Genomic DNA, 24,601 nt, shown 5'->3' with positions numbered 1-24,601 from the left:
TTTTTAACGATTGTATTTATGGAAATCTTTATGATCTATTTTTGCCAAAGCCTCTTCAGGCAATGATTTAAAGTAGTCATAAGTAATTTTTAAGCCTTCTGCACGGCCAACTTTTGGCTCCCAGTTTAACAAAGCCCTGGCTTTAGTAATATCTGGGCGGCGTTGTTTAGGGTCGTCCTGCGGAAGTTCTTTATAAACTATTTTTTGTGATGTACCTGTTAATTTTATAATTTCTTCGCAGAATTGTTTGATTGTAATTTCATCGGGGTTACCAATATTTACAGGCTGAGCATAATCGCTCATCAGTAAACGGTAAATGCCTTCAATTAAATCATCAACGTAACAAAACGAACGCGTTTGACTACCATCACCGAAAACGGTTAAATCTTCACCACGTAATGCCTGACCAATAAAAGCCGGTAAAACACGGCCATCATTTAATCGCATTCTTGGCCCATAAGTATTAAAAATGCGAATAATACGCGTTTCTACACCGTGGAAAGTATGGTAAGCCATTGTTATCGCTTCTTGGAAACGTTTTGCTTCATCATAAACACCGCGAGGGCCAACCGGGTTCACGTTACCCCAATATTCTTCTGGTTGAGGATTAACACTTGGGTCACCATAAACTTCTGAAGTAGATGCAATTAGCATTCTAGCGCCTTTTGCTCTTGCTAATCCTAATAAATTATGCGTCCCCAAAGAACCTACTTTTAAGGTTTGAATCGGGATTTTTAAATAATCTATTGGACTTGCAGGTGATGCGAAGTGTAAAATATAATCTAGTGTTCCGGGTATATGAACAAATTTAGAAACGTCGTGATTATAAAACTCGAAATTCTCTAAATGAAATAAATGTTCGATATTACTTAAATCTCCAGTAATCAAATTATCCATACCGATAACATGATAACCTTCTTTTATAAAACGGTCGCAAAGGTGCGAGCCTAAAAATCCGGCTGCACCGGTAATTAAAATTCTTTTAGTGCTCATGCTTAATCTATTAATTTACGACCAATACTGTTATAATAATATCCCAAATCTATCATTTTCTGAAGATCGTATAGGTTTCTTCCATCGAAAATTACTTTATTTTTTAGGATTGATTCTATTTTCTCGAAATCAGGGTTACGGAATACCGACCATTCTGTTGCGATTAATAGTGCATCTGCATTTTTTAAAGCATCGTATTGATTGTCGGCAAACACAACTTTATCGCCTATAATATTTTTTACATTATCCATTCCTTCCGGATCGAAAACAGTTACAGTTGCGCCGTTTTTAACCAATGCATCAATAATGTACAATGCCGGTGCTTCGCGGATATCATCCGTTTCAGGTTTGAAAGCAAGACCCCAAAGCGCAAAATGTTTACCAGCAATATCGTTTTTATAGTATTTTAAAACTTTATCAACCAGGATAGTTTTTTGGCGCTCGTTAACTTCCATAACCGATTTAAGGATCTGGAAATCATAAGTGTTTTCATCTGCAGCCATTACCAATGCCTGAACATCTTTAGGAAAACAAGAACCACCGTAGCCAATTCCAGGGAAAAGGAAACGTTTACCAATTCGCTCATCAGAACCAATTCCTCTTCTTACTGCATCTACATCAGCACCAACCAATTCGCAAAGGTTGGCTACCTCATTCATAAAAGTAATTTTTGTAGCTAAAAATGAGTTCGCAGCATATTTTGTTAATTCCGATGAACGCTCATCCATAAACAAAATCGGGTTTCCCTGACGAACATAAGGACCATAAAGTTCGGTCATTAATTTCTTTACTCTTTCACTTGTTGTTCCCAACACCACACGGTCTGGTTTCATAAAATCTTCTACAGCAACGCCTTCACGTAAAAACTCAGGATTTGAAACAACATCGACTTCAATATCTGTGTTTTCTGAAAATACAGCCCTAACTTTATCTGCTGTACCAACTGGAACGGTAGATTTGTTAACGATGATTTTATATCCCTTAATAATTTTTGAAATGTCTTTTGCCGCACCTAAAATATAGGAAAGATCAGCAGCTCCGTCTCCACCCGGAGGCGTAGGCAAAGCCATAAAAATAATTTGAGCTTCTTCAATAGCCTCTGCAAGATTAGTAGTGAAGTGTAACCTGCCTTGTTCTATATTTCTATGGAAAAGCAAATCCAACCCAGGCTCGTAAATCGGAACCTGACCATCTTGCATTTTTTTTACTTTAGCTTCATTAATGTCTACACAGATTACATTATTTCCTGTTTCTGCTAAACACGTTCCGGTAACTAAACCTACGTATCCTGTACCAACTACGGCTATTTTCATATATTTAATAAGTGATTTTAAATATTTTCGTTATATCTTGCCACGAAGATAATAAAATCCAATCAATGCTTTTACTTTATACAATAGGAATTAAAATTTACACCTTAATTATTTGGATTTTTTCCTTTTTTAGCTCAAAAGCGGCATTTTTTATTTCAGGAAGGAAACAGATTTTCAAACAGATAACGGAAAAAACTAATATATCTGACCAAAATATATGGTTTCATTTCGCTTCTTTAGGCGAATTTGAGCAAGGCCGACCTGTTCTCGAAAAATTAAAGGAGTTATATCCTCAAAAAAAAATAATTATTACTTTTTTTTCTCCTTCAGGCTATGAAATAAGAAAAAACTATGCTTTGGCAGATGGCATCTTTTACTTACCTATGGATAGTAAAAAAAACGCGAAACGATTTATCGAAATTGTTAATCCTGAAATAGCGATTTTTACAAAATATGAATTTTGGTACTACTATTTTAAAGAACTCAGCAAGAACAAAATCCCATTATTTGTAATATCAGGAATATTCAGAAAAGAACAGATTTTTTTCAAAAGCTACGGTGGCTTTTATAGAAGTATATTAAAATATGTAAATCATTTCTTTGTTCAAAATGAAGAAAGTGATTTACTTTTAAAATCAATTGGATTAAGCAATACAACGATTAGTGGTGATACCCGATTCGACAGAGTTTATGAGAATTCGATTTCACCAAAGAAATTACCAGAAATAGAAGCATTTTGTAATAACTCACCTGTTTTAATTTGCGGAAGCACTTGGCCAGAAGATGAAAAACGATTAGCAGAATTGTCTTTAAAATACCCAAACTGGAAGTTTATTATTGCCCCACATGAAATTGACGGAAGCAATATTCAAAATATTCAAACTTTATTTCCTCAAGCAATTAAATTTTCTGAATGGAAATCTCAAAGGTCAAAACCTCAATCTCAAGTTTTGATTATAGATAATATTGGGATGCTTTCCTCCTTATATCAATACGGAAAGTTAGCATATATTGGCGGTGGTTTTGGTGCTGGAATACATAATACTTTAGAGGCAGCAGCATTTGGTTTACCTGTAATTTTTGGTCCAAAATATCATAAATTTCAAGAAGCGAAAGATTTAATTAAAATAGCTGCGGCCAAAAGTATTTCAACAACAGAAGAATTAATTACTGCTTTTGAATACTTTAATCAAAATCAAAGTTCATCAGCCGCTGCTAAAAATTATGTAGCAGAGAAAAAAGGAGCAACGGAAGTTATATTGAAAAATATTAATTTTTAATCCGATCATCAAATAAAAAGGGCAATACTTCTTTTAATTTTATTTTGTTAAAATTAGGATGATTTGGATTTAAAAGATAATTGAACTCTTCGTGAATGATTGATGAAGGAACTTTTAAAATTGCTGTTTTACCATCTTTTACCCATTGATTTCCGATTTTCTGCATCAAGTTCATGTGCTCAAAATCATGCCAGTTTTTTGGCAAATCTTTTAAATGAATTTCGGTTACAGATATTGAATTCGGTATCTCTACCTGCATTACACTAAAATTTGTTGATAAACCTAGCTTACTTCTATGAACAACGTTTTCTAAGCAGGCTAAAGCTCGAGACCCAGAGGTATAAATAACTTTAATATCATTGCTATTCCATCTTGCGGCTCTACCAGAAGCCACCAAACTATCGGCATATTTAGTTAAAGTAATCCTGAAAACAAACATTAAGCTAAATCTCCAAACTCGATACGTATTAGTTCTTCCTCAATTAAAGTAATACCTGTAAATGTATCCATTAAGCTAAAAGGAATTTGATTACCCAAACCAAAAGCACTGGTATTTAACCATTGATGAAAAGCAATTGATGAGCCAAAAACCTCAATACCCTTTTTAAATAACGCAAAAGATTTAAGCAATTTTTCGCTTAAAGATGCATCAAGTTTTAAATCTTGAATAGCATAGTTTTGGATGGTTTTTACGGTTGTTTTAAACGTAGTTTGAAACTCATCGTAAGTAAAACCCGATATAGAAATAAAATCTAGAGCTGCTTTTGCTGCTAAACCTCTTTTTGAATTTGAAAGCAATGCAACAGGATTGGCATACATGGCCTGATAATGAACCATAGCTTCTTCAACAATTGGTTCAGAATTTTCTATGTTATAAGCTTTAGACTTTTTCATACTCAAATATAGAAATTTTTCTCTATACTAAAGAATTTTTTCTAATTTTTAATCATTCCAGCTAACGCTTCAATAAAAACAGGGCTATCATTTAAGCTTTCAACTAACTGAACGTGTTCACCACCTAAAGCTTTAAACTCTTCGTGGTATTCTACAGTAATTTCGTAAAGTGTTTCCAAGCAGTCGGCTACAAAGGCCGGACTAAAAACCAATAAACGTTTTTTACCTTCTGAAGCTAATTTCTTTAAAATATCAGTGGTGTAAGGCTGAACCCAAGGATCTTTACCCAAACGTGATTGAAAACAAACGGTATAGTTCTCTTTTGAAATATTCAACTCTTTAGCGATTAATCTTGCAGTATCGTGCCCCTGAGCAGAGTAACAAAATTTATTGGTATCGCTTAATGTTTGGCAACAATCAGCATTTTTTAAGCAGTAGCTTCCAGTATGATCACACTTTAAAAGTTGTCTCTCTGGTAATCCATGGAAGCTGAATAATATATGATCATAAGTTTCTGGATTGTACTTTCTCGCATTCTCAGCGAAAACTTTTACCATTAACTCGTTATCGTGAAAAGAATTGATAAAAGAAATTGGTGGAACGGTTTGCCACTTACTTACCAACTCCATTACCAATTGCATAACAGAACCTGTACTTGCCGATGCATATTGAGGAAACATTGGAATAACCTGAATACTTTCTACTAAACCAGCTTTTAAATTAGCCAAAGCAGAAGCAATAGAAGGACTTTGATAACGCATTGCCAATTCTACATGGTAATTATCTCCTAATCTTTCTTGCAACATTTTTGCCTGCAATTTACTGTAGTACAAAAGCGGAGATCCATTTTCACCCCAAATCTCTTTATATAATTTAGCTGTTTTAGGACTACGGAAAGGGACAATAATACCTTTAACTAAAAGCGTTCTATTAAAGGCAGCAATATCAATTACCCTTTCATCCATTAAAAACTGATCTAAATACTTTTTTACATCAGATACGGCAGGACTATCAGGTGTTCCTAAATTAACCAGTAAAATTCCCTTTTTGCTCATTTAAATAAAATATGTTTTGTGGCTCAAATATCACCTTTTCAGCATCAATAAACGATTCCCAAATATCAAGATTTGGTAAAAACTAAGCTTTTGTTTTGTACAATTGCCACCATGGTGTAGCTGGCTTTTGATGATGCTCTAAATGATAGCCAAAAAAATAGCAAGTTATAAAAGCTATGAAATGATTTTTATTTAGTGTAGAAGCATGATGTTCATTATCATGATCGCCTTTATGAGGAAGATATGTGCCGAAATAAAACAATTGAAATGTACTTAATAATGATGGCAAAATCCAAAATACCAACAGATTTTTCTCGTGAACCCAAATTTTCAAAACATTAAAAGCAATAGCCATTATCACCAATTGAATAATAGTTACATAATTTAACATAAATCTAAAATACCATTTCCAAAAACCATGTGGTGCAAAATCCGGATCTTCTTCCGTATGAACATAATAATGATGCTTATGGTGTTTATCGTAAAGCTTATTATAGAAAAATCCTGCGTATAGAAATACGGAAAGATACCCGAAAAAATTGTTTAACTTTTTATTTGATGAAACTGTTCCATGCATGGCATCATGAGCTGTGATAAATAATCCTGTATATAAATGCATCTGAACAAAAACCATCAGGTAAACTAGGGCATTATTCCATTCGAAATCCCAACTCAAAAGAGAAAATATTAATGCGAACCAGCAAACAATAACTGCTAATGCAACAAAGATGCCTCTATATGATTGAATATTTATCAATTAGCTTTTTCTTAATAACAGTTTTAACAGGAAATTGATTTGCTTGCTGAAAGATTAATAATGTTCTAGTGCTGCTTTTACATTTTCCATCAACCACATGGGTGTTGATGTGGCACCACAAATACCTACTTTATCATTTTCATTAAACCAAGTAGTATGCAATTCTTCTACATTAGATATGAAATAGGAATTATCATTATATTTTTTACAAACATCGTAAAGAACCTTTCCATTTGATGATTTTTTGCCTGAAACAAAAATGATTTTATTGTAATAACTTACAAATTCTTCCAGTTCCTGATAACGGTTGGATACTTGCCGGCAAATTGTATCGTTCGCTTTAACTTCGTAACCACGAGATAACAGTTGATCTTTTATATGATAAAATTTATCAGTACTCTTGGTTGTTTGGCTATATAAAGTAAACTTAGAAGGCAGCTCTACATTATCCAGTTCAGCCAAATCCTGAAAAACAATAGCCTTTCCATCCGTCTGGCCTTGTAAGCCAATAACCTCTGCATGCCCGTGCTTACCAAAAATAAGGATTTGCTCATTATCATCATAAGAACTTTTAATTCTATTCTGCAGTTTTAAAACCACAGGGCAAGAAGCATCAATAAGTGTTAAATTATTTTCTAAAGCAAGTTGATATGTTGATGGCGCTTCTCCATGTGCCCTTATTAAAACCTTTTCATTTTTAAGAGTTTTTAAAAATTCATGGTCTATAATTTTGAGCCCCATCTTTGTTAAACGCTCAACTTCTTCATCATTATGAACAATATCGCCAAGACAATACAGATAGCCCTCGCCATCTAAAATATCTTCAGCCATTTCTATAGCGTAAACTACGCCAAAGCAAAAGCCCGATGATTTATCTATGGTAACTTGTAAATTATAACTCATTGCATTACAAAATTAAACAAAAATATTCTATCATCTTGTCATGTACAAGACAACAAAAAATATTAGTTGAGAAACATACATTGTGGTACCAATATACTTTTGCTGTTTTAGGCCAAGTGCATAATAAAATTTTAATAAAATTACCGAGACAATAAACCAGGCCACATAATTTTGTAGGGGAATTTCATGCCAATCCCAATGCCAGTAGTCAAATTTCATTGCAATTGGCTCCAAAAAGAAATCAAATGTAATTAAACACAATCCACCCAATAGGGAAGCAACTATACCATTGCGAATTTTTAAACTTTTTATCATTTGCCCGGCACTAAAAATTAAGAGTACCCAATTTACTCCCATAAGTAAAGGAACTGTGGCTATTTTAAATCCTAATGTTGTACCGTAATAATAACTGCCGAAAATTTTACCAGTTTTTACGCCTAAAACCTCAACTAAAAAACCGCAAATAAATACACCTGAAACAAAAAGTAAAAGCCTTTTTATATCTCCATTATAAGAGAATATAATTACAAAAAACATCAGCAGCAGATGAAATGGCACCATTCTAATAAAATATGGCTGTGCTGTAGGAATTAAAAACCCAAGCAAACCAACCAAATGAAAAATGACAATAATGGCTACAGCCACCTTTTTTATTTTTAAATCGGCTTTATCAATCTGCCCTTCCATGTTCCTGTTTTAAATAAATACTTTTTTATTGATACAATTGAAATTAGCAGAAACAATAACATTTGTAAAGGATGCAATATTAAATTTAACATCGCACTTTGTCCTGATAAAAATGATATCATTACTCTGCTTAAAACAATTAAGGTTATAGGCAATATAAGTAAGCTAATATTAAAGTTTACAGCTAAAACTACTGGCCCAACAATTACCAAAAGCTGGTAAAGTAATAATATTATAATGTTATTACCAAAACCGGCAAGTAAATTTTTACTAAAACCATTAACACTTTCGTTAATATTTTTATACATGCGGCAGTAAATTAATCCATTAGCTAATAAAGCTTCGCCCTTAAAACCATCGTTTTTTACAAGTTTCATTATCTCAACATCTTCTACTACCTTATGTTTTACATGTTGATGCCATAATCTTTCTCTGTAATTACTAGCGTTAAAAAACATACATTGTCCACTTGCAGCAGCAAAAGCAGGATTTTTCGATAGCTTAACCAAGCGCAAAGGCAGCAAATTGAGTAAAATAAAATGCATTAACGGAACAGTTAGCTGCTCACCAAAGCTCAACGTTATTTGATTAGTAAATAAGCTTAATAGACTTAAGTTTTCAGTTTCCATCCTAAAAATAAGGCTGTTAATTAAACCCCTTTTTATAACTTCATCAGCATCTAAAAATAAAAAATATTTACCTGTTGCTATTTCGGATAGTTGGTGGCAAGCATAATTTTTACCAAGCCAATCTGCAGGTAGTGCTTTTCCTTTAACAACTTTAAACTGCTGGTTTTCTTTCGAAAAAAGTTGTACTAGTTCAAATGTGTTATCGCTGCTGTTATCATCTAAAACAAGTACTTCATAATTGGTATAATCCTGTTCTTTTATAGACTGCAGCAATTGAATAATGTTTTCAGATTCATTTCTGGCAGGAATAAGAATAGAAACCTTGTCTTGATAATATTTAAATGCCCTTGATAGTTTTGGATTGGAAAGAAAGTTAAAAACGGTTACGGAAAACCTGATTACAAGGAAAATAAGCGTTGCGTAAATAAAAATCGTCATTCTGTAATTTGTATTTGTTTAACAACAGAATTATCGTAGTGTTTATTATAAGCACTTTTTAATACCTGAAGACTTATATATTCTTCGGTTTCCCAGTTTTGAAGATATGTATATGCTGATGACTTGCGCTTTGCAAAAAAATCGATGAAAGTGGCAGCAAAAACTATATTTATTTTTTTCTGGCTTGAATTAATCATCTGCATTACTCCTTTTTCGAAGTTTATGCTTTTAAGGTGATTGGAAAATAATTTACCTTGTGGAAAAACCAGAACCAAATTATCAGCACTATCAAGTAATTTACCCGCATAATTTAATGTTTCTAATACATCCTTACCACTGTTTTCGGCTGCAAAAGCGCCAAGATATTTCAGAAAACTAACCTTTTTGTAGTTTTCAGCATTTACCAAAACATGAAACTTTTTATTGAATACTTTTTTGTTAATGTAGAATATTAAAAAACCATCCCACCAACTGAAATGGTTTGCTAAAATCAAAACCGATGAGTTTGGTTTAACATCCAGGCTATCAAATTTGAAAGCAGCAAAATCTTTATTAATAATGAAATGAATATACCAGGAAAAAAATTTATATATGATTGTATTTTTTCGGGGATAGTACATTGTGGAAAATTGCAAAAAAAAGAGGTTAATTGCAAATATGCATTACAAATGCTAAATAAGATAATGTGGAATTCTGCAATTACCTAGAGCCTGTTTAAATTTATATTGTGAAAATGTTTATCGCTTATTTTTTGAGCGAAACAAGACAAATGTTGTAGAGATAGCCAGCCTATCTCGAAATATTTGATGATGTTGCAGCCGAAAAGAAGCATAAACAAGTTATTAGATAAATTTTAAACAAGCCCTTAGTTTAACTCAAATAAACTCTATCTTCCTCACCCTTGACGTCCATAACTACATCTACATGTTCTTTTAAAACTGTTGCAAGTTCTAATCCTACAAAATCAGTTGCGATGGGAAAAATTTTATGACTTCTATCTACAAGTACAACAGTCCTGATTTTTTTGTGAGGTGTATTTAAGAAAACACCTAAACCGTAGGCAAGAGTTTTCCCACTATTCAATACATCATCTACAATAATTATTACCTTGTTTTTCCAATGGCTTTCATCCAAATCGGTTGATGCAATAAGTTTGCTACTCTCTCTTTCAAGATCAATTCTGAGCAGCGTAATTTTTAAAGCACTTATTTTTTTCAGAACCTTTTCTAATCGCAATGCTAGTTTATATCCACGATCCCAAATCCCTGCAAGTACAATTTCTTTTTCGTTTAGGTTATCTTCTAAAATTTGATAAGCAATACGATCTATTTTTTGTTGGATTTGCTTTTTGTTAAGAATGAGTAATTGCGATGCGGCCATTTGTATACTGGATTGAATACAAAAAGAACGATTTTAAGGATGAAATTCAAACTATTTTAAAAATAATTTGAATTGCCTGCAACGTTTTAAACATCTCAGCGTCTAATCTTTAACCAAAACGCAAATTTGTAGCCTTATGTGATTAAGGTTAAATGCAAAATCTTTTAGACAAACAACATTATGAAAAACTCTTTAAAAACATCTGCCACACTATTATTTATAGTTATTGGTACATATATCGCTAAAGCTCAGGAAACTAAAAATGTTTCAATCAAAAATTTGAGCAGTATTACAATAAGCAGTGGTATAGATTTATATTTAACTCAAAATGGAGGCGAAAGTCTGAATATTAAAGCAAGTTCAGAATTACTAAAAAATGTCGTTGTTGAACAGAATGGCGGCAACCTTACAATTAAAATGAAAGAAGGGCTGAACTGGGGTTCGATGTTTAGAAATCAAACCGTTAAAGCTTATGTAAACTTTAAAACATTAGCAGCACTCACTGCATCTGGTGGAAGTGATGTTTTTTCTCAAGGCCAAATTAAAGCTGTTAAATTCGCCCTACGTTCATCAGGCGGATCGGATGTAAAACTAAATTTAGTTTGCACCGATTTGGAATTGCAAACCAGTGGTGGCAGCGATGTTACTTTAACTGGAAAAGCAGAAAATATGGTATTGCAAACTAGTGGAGGCAGCGATGTTGATGCTTATGATTTTATAGTTAATTATGCTAAAGTAACAGCATCGGGTGGCTCTGATGCAAATATAAATGTTAGCAAAGGCTTAGAAGCAGGTGCTTCAGGTGGAAGTGATGTTCATTACAAGGGAAATGCTTCTTTAAAGAAAACATCATCATCTAAAAGTGGTGATGTAACAAAAGTTAATTAGTTAGGTTTAATTAATTTTACTATCCCTGCTTTGCGAATGCAAAGCAGGGATTTTTTTTTATAATGATTTCAAAGAAATTAGATTTTTTGCTTTAGACTTTAAGCTTTTACCTTCCTTTATAAGGATAATAAATAAAATTTGCCCCTTCCGGAACGATTACAAAAACACACATAAAGTTTTCAGGTTTTTTGTAAACTTTTAAGAATTGTTCTTTTTTCTCTTTGTTGATTATTCCCTTTTCAACAAATTCTTCTAAAGTCGAAGCCTGAATGGTCCACTCCGTATTTAAGTCTTCTTTGTTCAAGATTATCTCCCCGAGTTTAACTTCGTGCTGATGTGCAATAAAAATCGGATAAGCAGATATCCCCTCAACCATAATTTCTATAGCAACCTCTTTTATCGCATCAGCATAAAATTCTAAATCCTTTTCCAGACTTACAAGCGGACTCTTTTGTTTTTTCGGTTCGCCGCTATCTTCTGGCGTTGCGTTTAATAATTCTTCTCTATCCATATTAATTACTGAATTTTGAATGAGTGAATGATTAAATGTTTAATAAACATTTTGCTGTATTCATCCAGTCAATCATTCAAAATTCCCTCATTTTAATCTTAACAAAACTACATTTTCTACGTGTTGCGTATGCGGAAACATATCTACCGGCTTAATTCTAACAACATCGTATTTATCTTTTAATAATTCTAAATCTCTTGCCTGGGTTGCCGCGTTGCAACTTACATAAACAATTTTTTCAGCTTCCATTTCCAATAGCCTTTGCACTACATCTGCGTGCATACCAGCTCTTGGTGGGTCGGTAATTACCACATCTGGTTTACCATGCTCAGCAATAAAATGGCCCGTTAAAATATCTTTCATATCACCAGCGTAAAAGATGGTGTTATTAATCCCGTTCAATTCAGAATTAAACTTTGCATCTTCAATTGCAGTTGGTACGTATTCTACGCCAACAACCTGTCTTACATTTTTTGCTATAAAATTTGCAATCGTTCCAGCTCCGGTATATAAATCGTAAACCAGTTCATCGCCTTTAAACCCTGCAAACTCTTTGGTTATTTTATACAATTCAAATGCTTGCTCTGAATTGGTTTGGTAAAAAGATTTAACACCTATTTTAAAACGAATGCCATCCATTTCTTCAAAAATATGATCGCGACCAGCAAAGGTATTAACTTCCTGATCGAAAATGGTATCGTTTTTCTTTTGGTTAATGATGTAAAGCAAAGAAGTAATTTGAGGAAATTCTGATTTAAGAAAATTCATTAGTGAATCTACTTGCTCCTCTTCAGGGTAAGCAAAAATTACGGCAACCATTATTTCGCCTGTGCTTGATGTTCTAACAATCAGATTACGTAAAGCACCTTCATGGTTCCTTAAATCATAAAATGACAACCCATGCTCTAAAGAAAATTCACGAACTGCATTTCTGATTTGATTTGAGGGATCATCCTGCAAATAGCAATGTTCAATATCTAAAATTTTATCAAAACGTAGTGGTACATGGAAACCCAATGCATTCATATCAAATTCTTCATCACGGTCTACATCAACTTTTTCCAACCAGCGTTTGTTAGAGAAAGTAAATTCTAACTTATTACGGTAGTATCTATTTTTTACAGAACCTAAAATTGGTTCTGCACAAGAAGTATCTATTTTACCTAGGCGCTGCAATGCCGCTTCAACGTTTTTTTGCTTAAATTTTAGTTGAGCATCATAACCCATGTGTTGCCATTTACAACCGCCACAAGTACCAAAATGCTTACAAAATGGTTCAGTACGCAAGGCTGATTTTTCATGCAATTGCTCTATAATTGCCTCTGCAAAATTCTTTTTCTTTTTAATCAGGCGAACATCCACAACATCGCCAGGAACAGCTTTATCAACAAAAATTACTAATTCATCGGCTTTACCAACACCTTTTCCTTCTTCAGCAATATCAATTATATGTACGTTTGGGATTATAGTTACCGTACCTGGTTTTCTTCTACTCATTATGCCGCAAAGATAAGTGTAAAAGCTGAAAGACTAAAGCGGAAAGCTAATGTCAGAATAAATACAAATAAACCTGAAGAGAAAACAGGCTGAAAATTGAAACTAGGAACTTTAGATAATTAAGAAAGATTGATCAATATATTTTTATTCGAACGGGAAATGCTCGTTAGTAAAAATTCGATTTTAAAAATTATTTTCCAAAAAATTTAAATGCAACACCCCAGAAACCATCCAGCCAATTAAATTTTAGGTCAAATTTTTCATCTACTTGTACAGAAAACTCTAATATTTCTTTGCTCATGATAAAAAGCCTATCTATTTAAGCAATGATACAAAATTTAGACCAAAAACCAAAACGGTTCAAATTAAATTTGTGTTAAGTTTACATGAAACTATTAAATTAACTTTCTAGCTAAAAATCTTGATTCAATTTTTCTAACAACTATTGCTTTAACCAAAGCAAATTAGCAAATTGAAAAATCATATCACATAAAAAGGAGGTTCGCCATGTGATAAAACCATACTCAAAAATCTAATTACCGAAAACAATGTATTTGGGTTTTCTGGAGTACTGATTAGCCTTGTTATTCGCTTGGTCGCATTTGAGCATTTAGTTGGAGGTATTTTAATAACTTTAAGTTTGGTAACAAGATTTGCTGTTGTTATTCAAATACTAATTCTACTTTTAGCTGTATTTTTGTAAATTTTACTCAAGGGTTTTATAAGCCAAACTCTGAAATGTGGCTTTCAATTCTGGTACTTTTTTTACTCACTTTATTTTTGGTAATTGGTTCTGGTCTATTATCTGTTAATGAAGGTTTGAAAAATAAAAAAGTTAAGCGTTACGATTAACAAAAAATCTGCATCCATAAACTATTCTTAGTATCTTTCACTTTTAATAGATTCATGAAAATAAAGATACTCTTGGTACTGATATTCTTGGGGTTTGCAAGTTATGCTCAAAACTCGACCGACCAATATTTTAAATTAACAAGAACAGATTTCAAAGAAAAGAATGCCTTTAACACCACTGCATTTGTAGAAAAATATTTTCGAGTACCTGGCAACACAGGTTTTAATGCAAGCATTCATCACGTAGAAGATATTTTAAAAAAAGCTGGTTTTGTTGAACAAAAACTAAATGAATCTGAATCGCCCCTAACTTATCGCATTGAAAAACGGGCTATGAAAAATAAAACCTGGGAACCTGTTAACGCGAATATTGATATTATTGGAGAAACTCTACCCTTAATTTCTTTTAAAACGAATCGAAATATGATTCCTATTAATTGTCTATCTACGCCCGCTGAAGGTGTTACTGCAGAAGTTATTTACATTCAAAAAGTGGTTCAGGCAGAAATTGACAAAATGGATTTGAAAGGAAAAATTTTGTTTTCAGAAACAAATCCGTCAAGATTATTAGCCATAGCAGCCAAAGCCGGTGCAATTGGTGTTTTAGGTTATTCTATGCCGGCATATACAAAGCCAGAAATACACCAAACTTCCATCCAGTTTGGCAGCATGAAAGCAAACAGCGAAGTTTGGAGCTTGTTATTGTCTTTTGGCACAAAAGAAAAACTTAAGTCAGCTTGCTTAAAAGGGGTAACTAAGCTCAAAGTTAATATTGAAACTAAAATCTATGAAGCAGAGGAATTAACTATTGTTGCAAATTTAAAAGGGAGTGAAAAACCAAACGAACGATTTGTTTTTAGTGCTCACGTTCAGGAACCAGGTGCAAACGACAATGCAAGTGGTGTAGGTACACTTGCTGAAATGGCAAGATTAACTGCTGAACTTTACCAGGCAAAGAAAATTAATCCAAAACGTACGCTAACATTTTTATGGGGTGATGAAATTGTATCAACTAAAAGATATATTGTAGAAGATACCACTCGGGCAAAAGGTATTTTATGGGGTATGAGTTTGGATATGGTTGGCGAAGATACGCAGAAAACAGGGGGTTCCTTTTTGATTGAAAAAATGCCCGACCCATCGGCAATATGGACAAGAGGTAATGATAAGCACACGGAATGGGGCGCTGGAGATGTTAAGGAGAAAGATCTTTTTCCACATTATTTTAATGATTTTATTTTCGATATATGTAAAGCCCAAGGCAAGTTTGCAAACTGGACGGTAAATTACAATCCATTCGAGGGCGGAAGTGACCACACACCCTTTCTGCAAAATAAAATTCCTGGGTTATTGATGTGGCATTTTACAGATGTTTTTTATCATACAGATAACGATAGGATTGACAAAGTTTCTGCAGTAGAAATGAAAAACGTTGGTATTAGTGCGTTAACGGCTGCATATTCTTTAACATCGGCAGATGAAAATATGGCAATTACTACTGTTATGCAGGTTAAAAATAATGCTTTGACAAGATTAAAAACAGAATTTGAACTAAGCAAAAAAGCAATTGCTGATGGTAAATCTGTTGCAGATGAAAAACACATCATCGAAGTTTGGAGCAAATGGTATATTGATGCATTAGCTACTATAAATAAAATGCCTGTAAAATCAGAAACCACGCAAGTTGGCTCATCAATTAAAATTGCAACCTTAGCGATTGAAAAACAAACAAAAGTTTATTTGGAGGTGTTGAGGTAGATTTTATGTCTAAACCAAAAGCAATAGTTATCGGTGCAGGAATTGCAGGAATAGCATCAGCAATACGAATGGCAGTAAAAGGCTATGAAGTTGATGTATTTGAAGCAAATTCTAACGCTGGGGGTAAGCTTGCAGAAATAAAAATGAATGGCTTTAGGTTTGATGCTGGACCAAGTCTCTTCACAATGCCAGAGTACGTTGAAGAACTTTTCAAACTCGCAGGTAAAAAACCTGAGGATTACTTTGATTACATCAAACTGAAGGAGGTTTGCCGTTATTTTTACGAAGATGGTTTAAGGTTAAACGCCACGGCTAATCTAGATAAGTTTGCAAAGGAAATAGAAGAAAAAACCGAATCAACTGCCGAAGAGGTTGAGCGATATTTAAAAAAGAGCGAAACCATTTATGAAGTTACCCACCGTGTATTTTTAGAACGTAGCTTGCATAAACTTAAAAGCTACCTGCATTGGGATACCTTAAAATCAGTATTTCGTTTTGGCCAGATAGACGCATTTAGAACACAAGCCAAGGCAAATAAATCCTTTTTCAAAGACAGAAGAGTAGCGCAGTTGTTTAATCGCTATGCTACTTATAATGGCTCCAATCCCTACCAGGCACCTGCTACCCTGAATGTTATCCCACATTTCGAATACCATTACGGGGCTTTCCTTCCAAAAAAAGGAATGTATAGCATTGTCAATTCTTTGGTAGAATTAGCAAAAGAATTAGGCGTGAGATTTCATTATAATCAAAAAGGTGAAGAAATTTTATATTCTGATGAACGAAAACCTAAAGTAAAAGGTTTAAAGGTTAACAATATAATTCATAAAGCTGATGTAATTATTTCTAACCTAGATATTTGGTTCACTTATAAAAATCTGCTTAAAAACATACCTCAACCTAAAAAACTATTAAACCAGGAGCGAAGTAGTTCTGCTTTGATTTTTTACTGGGGCATGGATGGGAATTATAGTGATTTGGGGTTACACAATATCCTTTTTACTGAGGATTACCAAAAGGAGTTTAGTGCTATTTGGAAAGATAAGACCATTAGCAACGACCCAACAGTTTACATTAATATTACCTCAAAATACATTAGAGGTGATGCACCTGTTGATAGCGAAAATTGGTTCGTAATGATTAATGTACCTGCAAATAACGGTCAAAACTGGGAGCTACTAATAAAAGAAGCAAGAGCAAATATTATTAGAAAGATAAGCAGGATATTAAATAGAAATATTGAAAAGGATATTGTTTACGAACATGTTCTGGATCCTAGGAGCATTGAAAGTAAAACGGGTTCTTATCAGGGTTCGCTATATGGAAATAGTTCTAATAATCAATTTGCAGCTTTTTTAAGACACCCGAACTTCAGTTCGAAAATAGAAAGTTTGTATTTCTGCGGAGGAAGTGTACATCCGGGAGGAGGAATTCCTTTAGCTTTATTATCAGCAAAAATTATTGATAATGAGATTGATAATTTAGCGTTTTAATTGACGCTTCCCTGAATAAACATCAGCTAAAAAAAGTTACATTTAAGCAAAAAGCTTACATTATGAACTTAGCAATTTAAAGATGAATTTTCATACACGTAAATGGATAAAACCCGAAGATTTAAACCCAAACGGCGGATTATTTGGTGGAAGCCTGTTAAAATGGATTGATGAAGAAGCCGCAATTTATGCTATTGTTCAATTGGAAAACCCGAAGGTAGTTACGAAATATATGTCGGAAATTAACTTTGTTAGCTCAGGAAAATTAGGCGATATTATTGAAATGGGCATTACCGCAACTAACTTCGGAACAACCTCTCTAACAATGTGCTGCGAAGTAAGAAACAAAATTACCCGTAAAAGCATACTTACAATTGATAAGATTGTTTTCGTTAATATTAATGACTACGGTGAGCCAACACCTCATGGAAAAACAAAAATTAAATACATCGAAGAACAGTTTGCGCAGGAAGATGAAAAAATAGTTTAAGCTTTTAACACTTCTACTAATTTTTCAACATCTAAATCAAATGCATTTATAATTATTTTTGCTTTCGTATAAAATGGGTTGCGTTCTTCAAGTTTTACCCTAATAAATTCAAGCAATTGCTCATCATCTAAATCTTTAATTAATGGTCGTTTCTGCCGATTATGCAACCTTGAAACCAATTGGGGTGCATCCATTTGCAAATAGATAGTTACTCCTTTTTCATTCATCCATTCCATATTATCAAAGAAACATGGCAAACCACCACCCGTGGCAACAACACAGTTTTCAGGATAATTATAGGTTTTTAGCATTTCACTTTCGTAGTTCCTGAAACCATTCTCGCCAAAAGCATCGAAAAATTCAGCAATGGTTTTACCGGATTTATTTACAATTTCTGAATCTAAATCTACAACAGGACAATCTAGTCTATGTGCCAGTTGCTTCGCTTTAGTGCTTTTACCACAGCCCATGTATCCAATTAAAAAGATAATCATATTCAAATAGTGTTCAATTGATAAATTGTTTTTTTCAAGTGGGTTATATCTATATCAACTTCACTCTTGGATCTATGTAAGCGTAAAGAATATCAACTAAAATATTTATCACTACAAAAACAAAAGCAATAAATAAAATAGAACCCATTACTACTGGGAAATCGGACATTTCTAAAGCGGTAACAGTTGTTCGGCCTAAACCATTATAACCAAAAATATATTCTACAAAAAATGAACCAGCCAGTAAAGATGCAAACCAGCCAGAAATAGCTGTAATAACAGGATTCATTGCATTTTTTAAAGCATGTTTATAAATTATAGCATTCCTTCCTAATCCTTTGGCACGAGCAGTTCGTATATAATCCTGTGCCAAAACATCTAACATTGCACTTCTGGTTAATTGCACAATAATTGCCAAAGGCCTTAAACCTAAAGTTATCATTGGCAACCATAAATTTCTCAATGTTAATATTTCACCATTAAAAGGATCGTAACTATAAAGACTCCCACTCATTCTTAGTCCGGTATAATTACTCAGCACAAAGCCGAAAAACCAGGCAATAATAATTCCGGCGAAAAACGACGGTGCCGAAATTCCAAGAATTGCAAAAGCATTTGCTGATTTATCTATCCAAGAATCCTTAAAAACCGCAGACATTACACCTAAAAATACACCAATAATTGTCGCAAATATCATTGCGGTAAGTGCTAAAATAAACGTATTTGGAACTGTTTCTGAAAGTATTGCCGTAACATCTCGTTTCGTTTGATAAGAACTTCTAAGATATGGCCATTTTAAAACCAATACTTCTTTATTAAAACCCAAAAGTTTTGAGTAGTGATACTTTTTTTGTGTAGTACTATCATTATCCAGAATGCTTATTGGCGATAAATCATTTACATATAATACAAATTGCATTGGCTTTGACCTATCTAAACCAAACTCCTTTCTAACAGCTTCCAGCGATTGAACATCGGCTCGCTGACCCATCGTCATTCTGGCAGGGTCGCCTGGCAAAATATTAAATAACAAGAAAACAACCAATACCACACCGGCCATAACCAGCAATCCGTACAAGAGTTTTTTTATTGCGTAACCCAACATTTTATTTACTGAAGTATTTGCTACTTAACTGTTCAAAGTTTGGTACATTATGAAAATGCCACTTATTTATAATTACTCCATTTTTTAAAAGCATTACACCTGGATTTGCTCTAACCATACTTTTTAAAGGAACGGCATCAGCATAAAAAATTTCTGAGAACAGGTTATTTTTTTTTATAAATTTCTCAGCATCACTTGCAGAATTTGAGGTAAGTAAAACACTTCGAATATTAAATTGCTGTGTAGCATTTAAAGCTAATGCATTTAAATCTCCGATTGCTTTTGTGTTTGCATCTTTTAGGTTGTACGCAACAAAAACCAAACTGTAATATGGATTTTCAATTAGTTCTTTGGTGTAATCCGTTCCTGAAGCGTCGGTTATGATTAAATCTTTAATTTTAGGATCGTAACCTTTTTTAATAAGCGTTTTTGTAGGGTCTCCAATAATTTCCCAATTATTATCTTTCCATATTTCTGTTTTAAGGTATTCTTTATCACTTAAATCTTTTTCAGCTTTTGTAGCTTTATTTTTTAAATGATATATAATTTGAAACTCATCAGGTTTTTCTCCCGGAGGTATAACCATTAAGGAAGGAATGTGTGCCCCAACTTTATATGGGAGAAAATCTATAACAGGCAAAAAATTGTACGTATATAAACCGAACAACAGAGATATTACGATAACAGCCATCGATATATTTCGCTGCGCTTGGGCCGTTTTGAAAACAGGTTGAATCAAGTTTTTATTGAGAAAAATATATAAGATGAGTACCAATAAAACCAAGTCTTTACTAAAAGACTGCCAAGGTGTTAATGGAATGGCATCGCCAAAACAACCACAACTGGTTACTACTTTAAAAAAGGCAGAAACGAAAGTTAATAAAGTAAAGAAAATGATTAACAACAATAATCCCCATGAAACTTTTTTACCCCAAAAGCCAAATAAGAGCATTGCACCTAAAACGATTTCGAGTGTGCAAAGCAAGATAGCAATTCCTGTTGAAAAAGGGCCTAAAAAGTCCATATGAAAAACTTCGAAATACTCCTGTAGTTTGTACCCAAAACCTAAAGGATCGTTTGCTTTTATCAATCCTGAAAACATGAATAATACACCTACAAAAATCCGCGAAAAGGTTAATGCTATATTTTTCATCTATTTTATGCCTAATTTAATTAATGCAAAAACCGAATAATTTAACATATCCTGGTAGTTTGCATTTACGCCTTCCGAAGCTAATGTTTGTCCTTCGTTATCTTCAATTTGTTTAACACGGAAAATTTTCATTAAAATTAAATCCGTTAATGAACTAATACGCATATCTCTCCAAGCTTCTCCGTAATCATGATTTTTAGCAAACATTAAATCTTTTGTTTCCTGAATTTTGGCATCAAATAAAGGTTTAACGAAATCGAAAGATAATTCATTCGGGTCTTTTTCAGTTAGCTCTAGCTGTATCATTGCGATAACACAGTAGTTTACAATACCAATATATTCGGAAGTAATCCCTTCACCCACCAAGCTCACTTTTTTCTCTTCTAAGGTGCGGATGCGTTGTGCTTTAATAAAAATTTGATCGGTAATGGAACTTGGCCTTAAAATGCGCCATGCGGTACCATAATCTTTAGTTTTTTTTAAGAATAAGGATCTGCAAACTGCAATCACATCATCAAATTCGGTAGCGGTATTTGTTTGTGTCAAGGCCAATAATTATTTAGTTTTAATGTATTTTTGTATCGAAAAAACAAAAGCTAAAGATACATTTTTAAAGCGAAAACCAAATCCCGAAAGGGTTTAATATGGCAGAAAAAAACTTTTTTGAAGCAAAGCAAAGCCTGAATATAAAAGGAAAAATTTTTGATTTGAGTAGGCCAAAAGTGATGGGTATACTAAATATAACACCAGATTCCTTCTATAGCAACAGCAGAACGAATTCTATTAATGAAGCATTAAAAAAAACGGAACAATTTTTAAATGAGGGTGCTTCTTTTATTGATATCGGCGGTTATTCTTCAAGACCAGGTGCAAATGATGTTTCTGAAAACGAAGAACTTGCAAGGCTGATACCAATTGTAGAGGCCTTAAACAAGCAGATGCCCGAAGCTATTATTTCTATTGATACTTTTAGAGCAAAAGTTGCTGAAGAAACAATTTCGGCTGGCGCTCACATTATTAATGATATTTCAGCAGGCAGCATGGATGAGAAGATGTTCGAAACTATAGCTAAATTACAGGTTCCTTACATTATGATGCACATGCAAGGAACACCGCAAAACATGCAGCAAAATCCTATTTATAAAAATGTACTGCTTGATATTATTGATTATTTAGCTAAAAAAATTGCAGTTATAAAAGCACTAAAAATTCATGATGTGATTATTGACCCTGGCTTCGGCTTTGGGAAAACCATCGACCATAACTATAAACTTTTAAACCAGATGCAAGATTTTAAAGTTTTCAAATTACCTGTATTAGTCGGTTTTTCAAGAAAAGGAATGATTCATAAAGTTTTGGAAAATTCTACCGCTGAAGCTTTAAACGGAACAACTGTTTTAAACACAATAGCTTTACAAAAAGGCGCCAAAATACTACGTGTTCATGATGTTAAGGAGGCGATAGAATGTGTGAAACTGGTTGAAAGATTAAATGCGTAATTGGTTAATCGTTTGAACTGATTAATTGTTGATTTGTTTAATTAACTTAGAACCTATTTGAATTTATATTGTGAAAATGTTTATCGCTTATTTTTTGAGCGAAACAAGGCAAATGTTGTAGAGATAGCCAGCTTATCTCGAAATATTTAACGATGTTGCAGCCGAAAAGAAGCATAAATAAATTATTAGATAAATTTTAAACAGGCTCTAAGAATTAATTTTTTAAATTCACATTAAACATCCCCATTGTAAACTTACATCTAATGATTTAAACTTAATTATGATGCATGTTCATTTGAAAAACCAGTTACCTGGCAAAAAGCCAGAATGTTTCGAAAAGAAATTTATGTTTTAGTTCGAAAATTTCCGAAAGAAGAAATTTTTGGATTATCAAGTTCAGCCAAAAAGAGCGGCTAGTAGCATCGGTGATTGCTTAGCTGAAGGTTCTGCCAGAATTACAAAAAAAGAAAAAGCTCATTTTATACGATTTCTTATTCAAGTGCAATCGAAACGGTTAATCACACTATCGGAGCTTTAGAACTTGAATATATAAATGACGAAGAATATGTTTATTTTAGACTCAAGCTTGATTAATTAACAAATAAACTTAATGCTTTGCGCAATTCAATTCTCAAAAATAAATAAGTATTTAACTGTATCAATTAACCAATTTTTACAGTTCAAACAATTAACCATTATCAAACATTTGCTATCTTGCCCATAATGAAAGGTTTTGACTTCGATTTTCTTAAAATATCTGTAACTGATGTCGTTGATATTGTTCTTGTGGCAATATTAATCTATTATGTTTATACACTTATTCGCAATACTCTCGCTGTAAATTTATTAGTGGGTATGTTCATCATCACGGTTTTTTACTGGATTGTGAAAGCCTTGAATATGGATTTACTAACAACAATCATTGAGAAATTTATGAGTGTGGGCATTATTGCACTGATTGTTATTTTCCACCCCGAAATCAGGCGTTTTTTATTACTCATTGGCAAGAATGCTTTTTTACAGAAAAACAAAGCTTGGTGGGGTTATTTATTTGGTAGAAAAGAAATAGAAAGAAATAATTTAACCCGGATAAAACCTATAATTGATGCCTGCAAAACCATGAAAAAAACCCGTACAGGGGCATTAATTGTTTTTGTGAAGTTTTATGATGAACAATTTTTTGCCAATAGCTGTGAACTTGTTGATGCTAAAATATCCAAAAGACTGCTCGAAAGCATATTTCAAAAATATAGTCCGTTGCATGACGGTGCCGTAGTTATTTCAGAAAATAAAATAAAAAGTGCGAGCTGTATTTTGCCACTAACAGATAATGATCAGTTGCCATCGCAATTCGGTTTAAGACACAGGGCAGGGATTGGTGTTTCGGAAACTACTGATGCTGTAGCTGTAATTATATCGGAAGAAACAGGAGAAATATCTTATGCTAAACAAGGCAGAGTAAGAATGAATGTTTCTTTTGGTGAGTTGGAAAAGTTACTCAATAAAGATTTTTAGAAAACGATTACACAGATTAGAGGTGCTAAATCTGTGTAATCATTTTAATATGTGTTAGCAATACTGCTCAAAAGCGCCAATTAAATTATCAGCGATCATTTGTGCAGGGCGACCTTCAATCTGATGACGCTCAATCATGTGAACTAATTTACCATCTTTAAATAATGCCATTGCAGGCGAAGATGGAGGGAAAGGCATCATATAGTTTCTAGCCTGATCTACAGCTTCTTTTTCCATACCTGCGAAAACAGTTACTAATTTATCAGGGTGCTTTTCGTGTGCTGCTGCTGCTCTTGCCGCCGGGCGAGCATTTGCTGCAGCACAGCCACATACAGAATTTACAACAACCAATACAGTTCCTTCGCCCTTAATAGCTTGATCAACCTCTTGTGCATTCTTTAACTCTTCAAAACCTACGTTAGTTAATTCCTTACGCATTGGCTCTACTAAATATTCTGGATACATTATCGTTAGTTTTTTATTTACAATTTCAGACTACAAAAATAAGAAAATCGAACAGCATGAGCCATTCGATTTATATTTTTAAGGTAAAATTAAATTAAGCTTTTATTGAAGTCCTTTTAAAAATTCTTGCATTTTCTGTGGATCACTCATCATACCAGTACCGAATAAAATTAAAATTACAGCATAATAAATAAGAGAAAGTATATTAAGAATTAAACCAATAATTGCACATATTCTACCAGCGTTTAAATTTTTATATGAACTTAAACTATAAATTGATGGATTTGCTAAATATAGATTTTTATCTTTTTTACTTAAAACTAAAGCAATTATAGCAGGAACTAAGCCTAAAATACCATAACAACAGCAAAATGCTATAGACAGAATGCCTAAAACCAGAACAATTGTAGAATTTGGTAGGTTTTGGTAACCCATTCCTCCGCCAAACTGACCAAAAGGTGGTTGTTGTTGAAATGGTGGTGGTGTAACAGGAGGTATATTTACTGGCTCTATTGGTTGATTTTCTTGTGGTGTTCCTTGTTCTTCAGACAT

The 24,601-nt window shown here is 33.3% G+C and carries 27 protein-coding genes; 7 read left to right on the top strand and 20 right to left on the bottom strand.

Annotation, left to right across the window (positions count from 1 at the left end):
- Positions 1–3: 3 nt before the first annotated feature.
- On the bottom strand, positions 4–993 hold the full coding sequence (locus IEV50_RS17745; protein WP_188416931.1) for a UDP-glucuronic acid decarboxylase family protein: 990 nt from the start codon (positions 991–993) through the stop codon (positions 4–6).
- A 2-nt stretch (positions 994–995) separates the two neighbouring features.
- Positions 996–2,306 carry a UDP-glucose dehydrogenase family protein gene (locus IEV50_RS17740; protein WP_188416930.1) on the bottom strand — a complete coding sequence of 437 codons (1,311 nt, stop codon included), beginning with the start codon at positions 2,304–2,306 and terminating at the stop codon, positions 996–998.
- An 11-nt stretch (positions 2,307–2,317) separates the two neighbouring features.
- Here IEV50_RS17740 and IEV50_RS17735 point away from each other — a divergent pair, with 11 nt between their 5' ends.
- Complete coding sequence (locus IEV50_RS17735; protein ID WP_308785484.1) at positions 2,318–3,586, top strand: 3-deoxy-D-manno-octulosonic acid transferase; 1,269 nt, start codon at positions 2,318–2,320, stop codon at positions 3,584–3,586.
- On the opposite strand, the gene IEV50_RS17730 is transcribed toward IEV50_RS17735, so the two are convergent.
- The 9 genes from IEV50_RS17730 to IEV50_RS17690 form a co-directional block, all read right to left on the bottom strand.
- Positions 3,576–4,025 (bottom strand): RES family NAD+ phosphorylase, encoded by a 450-nt coding sequence (locus IEV50_RS17730; RefSeq protein WP_188416927.1) that lies wholly within the window; start codon positions 4,023–4,025, stop codon positions 3,576–3,578. The genes IEV50_RS17735 and IEV50_RS17730 overlap by 11 nt on opposite strands.
- The gene (locus IEV50_RS17725) at positions 4,025–4,480 is read right to left on the bottom strand and encodes an Xre family toxin-antitoxin system antitoxin (protein ID WP_188416924.1); all 456 of its coding nucleotides are present in this window, start codon (positions 4,478–4,480) and stop codon (positions 4,025–4,027) included. Before IEV50_RS17725 ends, IEV50_RS17730 begins: the two co-directional genes overlap by 1 nt.
- A gap of 41 nt (positions 4,481–4,521) precedes the next feature.
- Positions 4,522–5,535 (bottom strand): ferrochelatase, encoded by a 1,014-nt coding sequence (hemH, locus tag IEV50_RS17720; protein ID WP_188416922.1) that lies wholly within the window; start codon positions 5,533–5,535, stop codon positions 4,522–4,524.
- 82 nt (positions 5,536–5,617) lie between these two features.
- On the bottom strand, positions 5,618–6,292 hold the full coding sequence (locus IEV50_RS17715) for a fatty acid desaturase (RefSeq protein ID WP_188416920.1): 675 nt from the start codon (positions 6,290–6,292) through the stop codon (positions 5,618–5,620).
- Positions 6,293–6,346: 54 nt separating this feature from the next.
- Positions 6,347–7,195, bottom strand: coding sequence for a 4-hydroxy-3-methylbut-2-enyl diphosphate reductase (locus IEV50_RS17710; RefSeq protein WP_188416918.1), 849 nt, complete (start codon positions 7,193–7,195; stop codon positions 6,347–6,349).
- Between the two features lie 30 nt (positions 7,196–7,225).
- Positions 7,226–7,882, bottom strand: coding sequence for a carotenoid biosynthesis protein (locus IEV50_RS17705; RefSeq protein WP_188416916.1), 657 nt, complete (start codon positions 7,880–7,882; stop codon positions 7,226–7,228).
- Complete coding sequence (locus IEV50_RS17700; RefSeq protein ID WP_188416914.1) at positions 7,852–8,949, bottom strand: glycosyltransferase family 2 protein; 1,098 nt, start codon at positions 8,947–8,949, stop codon at positions 7,852–7,854. Before IEV50_RS17700 ends, IEV50_RS17705 begins: the two co-directional genes overlap by 31 nt.
- A complete protein-coding gene (locus IEV50_RS17695; RefSeq protein ID WP_188416913.1) occupies positions 8,946–9,569 on the bottom strand; it encodes a 1-acyl-sn-glycerol-3-phosphate acyltransferase in 624 nt (207 codons plus the stop codon). The genes IEV50_RS17700 and IEV50_RS17695 overlap by 4 nt, the downstream gene beginning before the upstream one ends.
- Before the next feature lie 250 nt (positions 9,570–9,819).
- On the bottom strand, positions 9,820–10,329 hold the full coding sequence (locus IEV50_RS17690) for a phosphoribosyltransferase family protein (RefSeq protein WP_188416907.1): 510 nt from the start codon (positions 10,327–10,329) through the stop codon (positions 9,820–9,822).
- Between the two features lie 180 nt (positions 10,330–10,509).
- Here IEV50_RS17690 and IEV50_RS17685 point away from each other — a divergent pair, with 180 nt between their 5' ends.
- Complete coding sequence (locus tag IEV50_RS17685) at positions 10,510–11,217, top strand: head GIN domain-containing protein (RefSeq protein ID WP_188416905.1); 708 nt, start codon at positions 10,510–10,512, stop codon at positions 11,215–11,217.
- Positions 11,218–11,323: 106 nt separating this feature from the next.
- Here IEV50_RS17685 and IEV50_RS17680 read toward each other — a convergent pair whose 3' ends face one another.
- The 3 genes from IEV50_RS17680 to IEV50_RS17670 form a co-directional block, all read right to left on the bottom strand.
- Positions 11,324–11,728, bottom strand: a complete 405-nt coding sequence (locus IEV50_RS17680) for a hypothetical protein (RefSeq protein WP_188416903.1) — start codon at positions 11,726–11,728, stop codon at positions 11,324–11,326.
- Positions 11,729–11,815: 87 nt separating this feature from the next.
- Positions 11,816–13,225 carry a 23S rRNA (uracil(1939)-C(5))-methyltransferase RlmD gene (rlmD, locus tag IEV50_RS17675; RefSeq protein ID WP_188416901.1) on the bottom strand — a complete coding sequence of 470 codons (1,410 nt, stop codon included), beginning with the start codon at positions 13,223–13,225 and terminating at the stop codon, positions 11,816–11,818.
- Between the two features lie 190 nt (positions 13,226–13,415).
- Positions 13,416–13,526, bottom strand: coding sequence for a phenylalanyl-tRNA synthetase subunit alpha (locus IEV50_RS17670; RefSeq protein ID WP_090502133.1), 111 nt, complete (start codon positions 13,524–13,526; stop codon positions 13,416–13,418).
- Positions 13,527–14,131: 605 nt separating this feature from the next.
- Between IEV50_RS17670 and IEV50_RS17665 the strand changes: the two genes are divergently transcribed.
- The 3 genes from IEV50_RS17665 (at position 14,132) to IEV50_RS17655 (ending at position 17,818) form a co-directional block, all read left to right on the top strand.
- Positions 14,132–15,835 (top strand): M28 family peptidase, encoded by a 1,704-nt coding sequence (locus tag IEV50_RS17665; protein WP_188416899.1) that lies wholly within the window; start codon positions 14,132–14,134, stop codon positions 15,833–15,835.
- A gap of 5 nt (positions 15,836–15,840) precedes the next feature.
- Complete coding sequence (gene crtD, locus IEV50_RS17660; RefSeq protein WP_188416897.1) at positions 15,841–17,328, top strand: 1-hydroxycarotenoid 3,4-desaturase CrtD; 1,488 nt, start codon at positions 15,841–15,843, stop codon at positions 17,326–17,328.
- Between the two features lie 82 nt (positions 17,329–17,410).
- A complete protein-coding gene (locus IEV50_RS17655; protein WP_188416895.1) occupies positions 17,411–17,818 on the top strand; it encodes an acyl-CoA thioesterase in 408 nt (135 codons plus the stop codon).
- Here IEV50_RS17655 and IEV50_RS17650 read toward each other — a convergent pair.
- From IEV50_RS17650 to IEV50_RS17635, 4 genes are read right to left on the bottom strand one after another with little or no spacing between them, the layout of a single operon-like run.
- Entirely contained in the window at positions 17,815–18,312 is a 498-nt protein-coding gene (locus IEV50_RS17650; protein WP_188416892.1) for a shikimate kinase, read from the bottom strand. The genes IEV50_RS17655 and IEV50_RS17650 overlap by 4 nt on opposite strands.
- Positions 18,313–18,361: 49 nt before the next feature.
- A complete protein-coding gene (locus IEV50_RS17645; protein ID WP_188416890.1) occupies positions 18,362–19,417 on the bottom strand; it encodes an ABC transporter permease in 1,056 nt (351 codons plus the stop codon).
- A 1-nt stretch (position 19,418) separates the two neighbouring features.
- Positions 19,419–20,570, bottom strand: coding sequence for a BT_3928 family protein (locus IEV50_RS17640; protein ID WP_188416888.1), 1,152 nt, complete (start codon positions 20,568–20,570; stop codon positions 19,419–19,421).
- Positions 20,571–21,116: a DUF1599 domain-containing protein gene (locus IEV50_RS17635; RefSeq protein ID WP_188416886.1), complete on the bottom strand. Its 546-nt coding sequence runs from the start codon at positions 21,114–21,116 to the stop codon at positions 20,571–20,573.
- Positions 21,117–21,214: 98 nt separating this feature from the next.
- Between IEV50_RS17635 and folP the strand changes: the two genes are divergently transcribed.
- The gene (gene folP / locus IEV50_RS17630) at positions 21,215–22,069 is read left to right on the top strand and encodes a dihydropteroate synthase (RefSeq protein WP_188416884.1); all 855 of its coding nucleotides are present in this window, start codon (positions 21,215–21,217) and stop codon (positions 22,067–22,069) included.
- A 723-nt stretch (positions 22,070–22,792) separates the two neighbouring features.
- On the top strand, positions 22,793–23,584 hold the full coding sequence (gene cdaA, locus IEV50_RS17620; protein ID WP_188416882.1) for a diadenylate cyclase CdaA: 792 nt from the start codon (positions 22,793–22,795) through the stop codon (positions 23,582–23,584).
- A 54-nt stretch (positions 23,585–23,638) separates the two neighbouring features.
- Here cdaA and IEV50_RS17615 read toward each other — a convergent pair whose 3' ends face one another.
- Both IEV50_RS17615 and IEV50_RS17610 read right to left on the bottom strand, forming a co-directional pair.
- The gene (locus IEV50_RS17615) at positions 23,639–24,049 is read right to left on the bottom strand and encodes a BrxA/BrxB family bacilliredoxin (RefSeq protein WP_056088318.1); all 411 of its coding nucleotides are present in this window, start codon (positions 24,047–24,049) and stop codon (positions 23,639–23,641) included.
- A gap of 102 nt (positions 24,050–24,151) precedes the next feature.
- Complete coding sequence (locus IEV50_RS17610; protein ID WP_229746785.1) at positions 24,152–24,601, bottom strand: CCC motif membrane protein; 450 nt, start codon at positions 24,599–24,601, stop codon at positions 24,152–24,154.

The organism is Pedobacter mendelii (genome assembly GCF_014635725.1).
Lineage (GTDB): Bacteria > Bacteroidota > Bacteroidia > Sphingobacteriales > Sphingobacteriaceae > Pedobacter > Pedobacter mendelii.
The sequence above is the reverse complement of the archived record's forward strand: the minus strand, read 5'-3'. Positions and strand labels throughout refer to the sequence as shown.

Excerpts from the sequence above, each read along its gene's own strand:
- IEV50_RS17745 (WP_188416931.1), bottom strand. The coding sequence starts at position 993 with ATGAGCACTAAAAGAATTTTAATTACCGGTGCAGCCGGATTTTTAGGC.
- IEV50_RS17740 (WP_188416930.1), bottom strand. The coding sequence starts at position 2,306 with ATGAAAATAGCCGTAGTTGGTACAGGATACGTAGGTTTAGTTACCGGA.
- IEV50_RS17730 (WP_188416927.1), bottom strand. The coding sequence starts at position 4,025 with ATGTTTGTTTTCAGGATTACTTTAACTAAATATGCCGATAGTTTGGTG.
- IEV50_RS17725 (WP_188416924.1), bottom strand. The coding sequence starts at position 4,480 with ATGAAAAAGTCTAAAGCTTATAACATAGAAAATTCTGAACCAATTGTT.
- hemH (WP_188416922.1), bottom strand. The coding sequence starts at position 5,535 with ATGAGCAAAAAGGGAATTTTACTGGTTAATTTAGGAACACCTGATAGT.
- IEV50_RS17710 (WP_188416918.1), bottom strand. The coding sequence starts at position 7,195 with ATGAGTTATAATTTACAAGTTACCATAGATAAATCATCGGGCTTTTGC.
- IEV50_RS17705 (WP_188416916.1), bottom strand. The coding sequence starts at position 7,882 with ATGGAAGGGCAGATTGATAAAGCCGATTTAAAAATAAAAAAGGTGGCT.
- IEV50_RS17700 (WP_188416914.1), bottom strand. The coding sequence starts at position 8,949 with ATGACGATTTTTATTTACGCAACGCTTATTTTCCTTGTAATCAGGTTT.
- IEV50_RS17695 (WP_188416913.1), bottom strand. The coding sequence starts at position 9,569 with ATGTACTATCCCCGAAAAAATACAATCATATATAAATTTTTTTCCTGG.
- IEV50_RS17690 (WP_188416907.1), bottom strand. The coding sequence starts at position 10,329 with ATGGCCGCATCGCAATTACTCATTCTTAACAAAAAGCAAATCCAACAA.
- IEV50_RS17685 (WP_188416905.1), top strand. The coding sequence starts at position 10,510 with ATGAAAAACTCTTTAAAAACATCTGCCACACTATTATTTATAGTTATT.
- IEV50_RS17680 (WP_188416903.1), bottom strand. The coding sequence starts at position 11,728 with ATGGATAGAGAAGAATTATTAAACGCAACGCCAGAAGATAGCGGCGAA.
- rlmD (WP_188416901.1), bottom strand. The coding sequence starts at position 13,225 with ATGAGTAGAAGAAAACCAGGTACGGTAACTATAATCCCAAACGTACAT.
- IEV50_RS17670 (WP_090502133.1), bottom strand. The coding sequence starts at position 13,526 with ATGAGCAAAGAAATATTAGAGTTTTCTGTACAAGTAGATGAAAAATTT.
- IEV50_RS17665 (WP_188416899.1), top strand. The coding sequence starts at position 14,132 with ATGAAAATAAAGATACTCTTGGTACTGATATTCTTGGGGTTTGCAAGT.
- crtD (WP_188416897.1), top strand. The coding sequence starts at position 15,841 with ATGTCTAAACCAAAAGCAATAGTTATCGGTGCAGGAATTGCAGGAATA.
- IEV50_RS17655 (WP_188416895.1), top strand. The coding sequence starts at position 17,411 with ATGAATTTTCATACACGTAAATGGATAAAACCCGAAGATTTAAACCCA.
- IEV50_RS17650 (WP_188416892.1), bottom strand. The coding sequence starts at position 18,312 with ATGATTATCTTTTTAATTGGATACATGGGCTGTGGTAAAAGCACTAAA.
- IEV50_RS17645 (WP_188416890.1), bottom strand. The coding sequence starts at position 19,417 with ATGTTGGGTTACGCAATAAAAAAACTCTTGTACGGATTGCTGGTTATG.
- IEV50_RS17640 (WP_188416888.1), bottom strand. The coding sequence starts at position 20,570 with ATGAAAAATATAGCATTAACCTTTTCGCGGATTTTTGTAGGTGTATTA.
- folP (WP_188416884.1), top strand. The coding sequence starts at position 21,215 with ATGGCAGAAAAAAACTTTTTTGAAGCAAAGCAAAGCCTGAATATAAAA.
- cdaA (WP_188416882.1), top strand. The coding sequence starts at position 22,793 with ATGAAAGGTTTTGACTTCGATTTTCTTAAAATATCTGTAACTGATGTC.
- IEV50_RS17615 (WP_056088318.1), bottom strand. The coding sequence starts at position 24,049 with ATGTATCCAGAATATTTAGTAGAGCCAATGCGTAAGGAATTAACTAAC.
- IEV50_RS17610 (WP_229746785.1), bottom strand. The coding sequence starts at position 24,601 with ATGTCTGAAGAACAAGGAACACCACAAGAAAATCAACCAATAGAGCCA.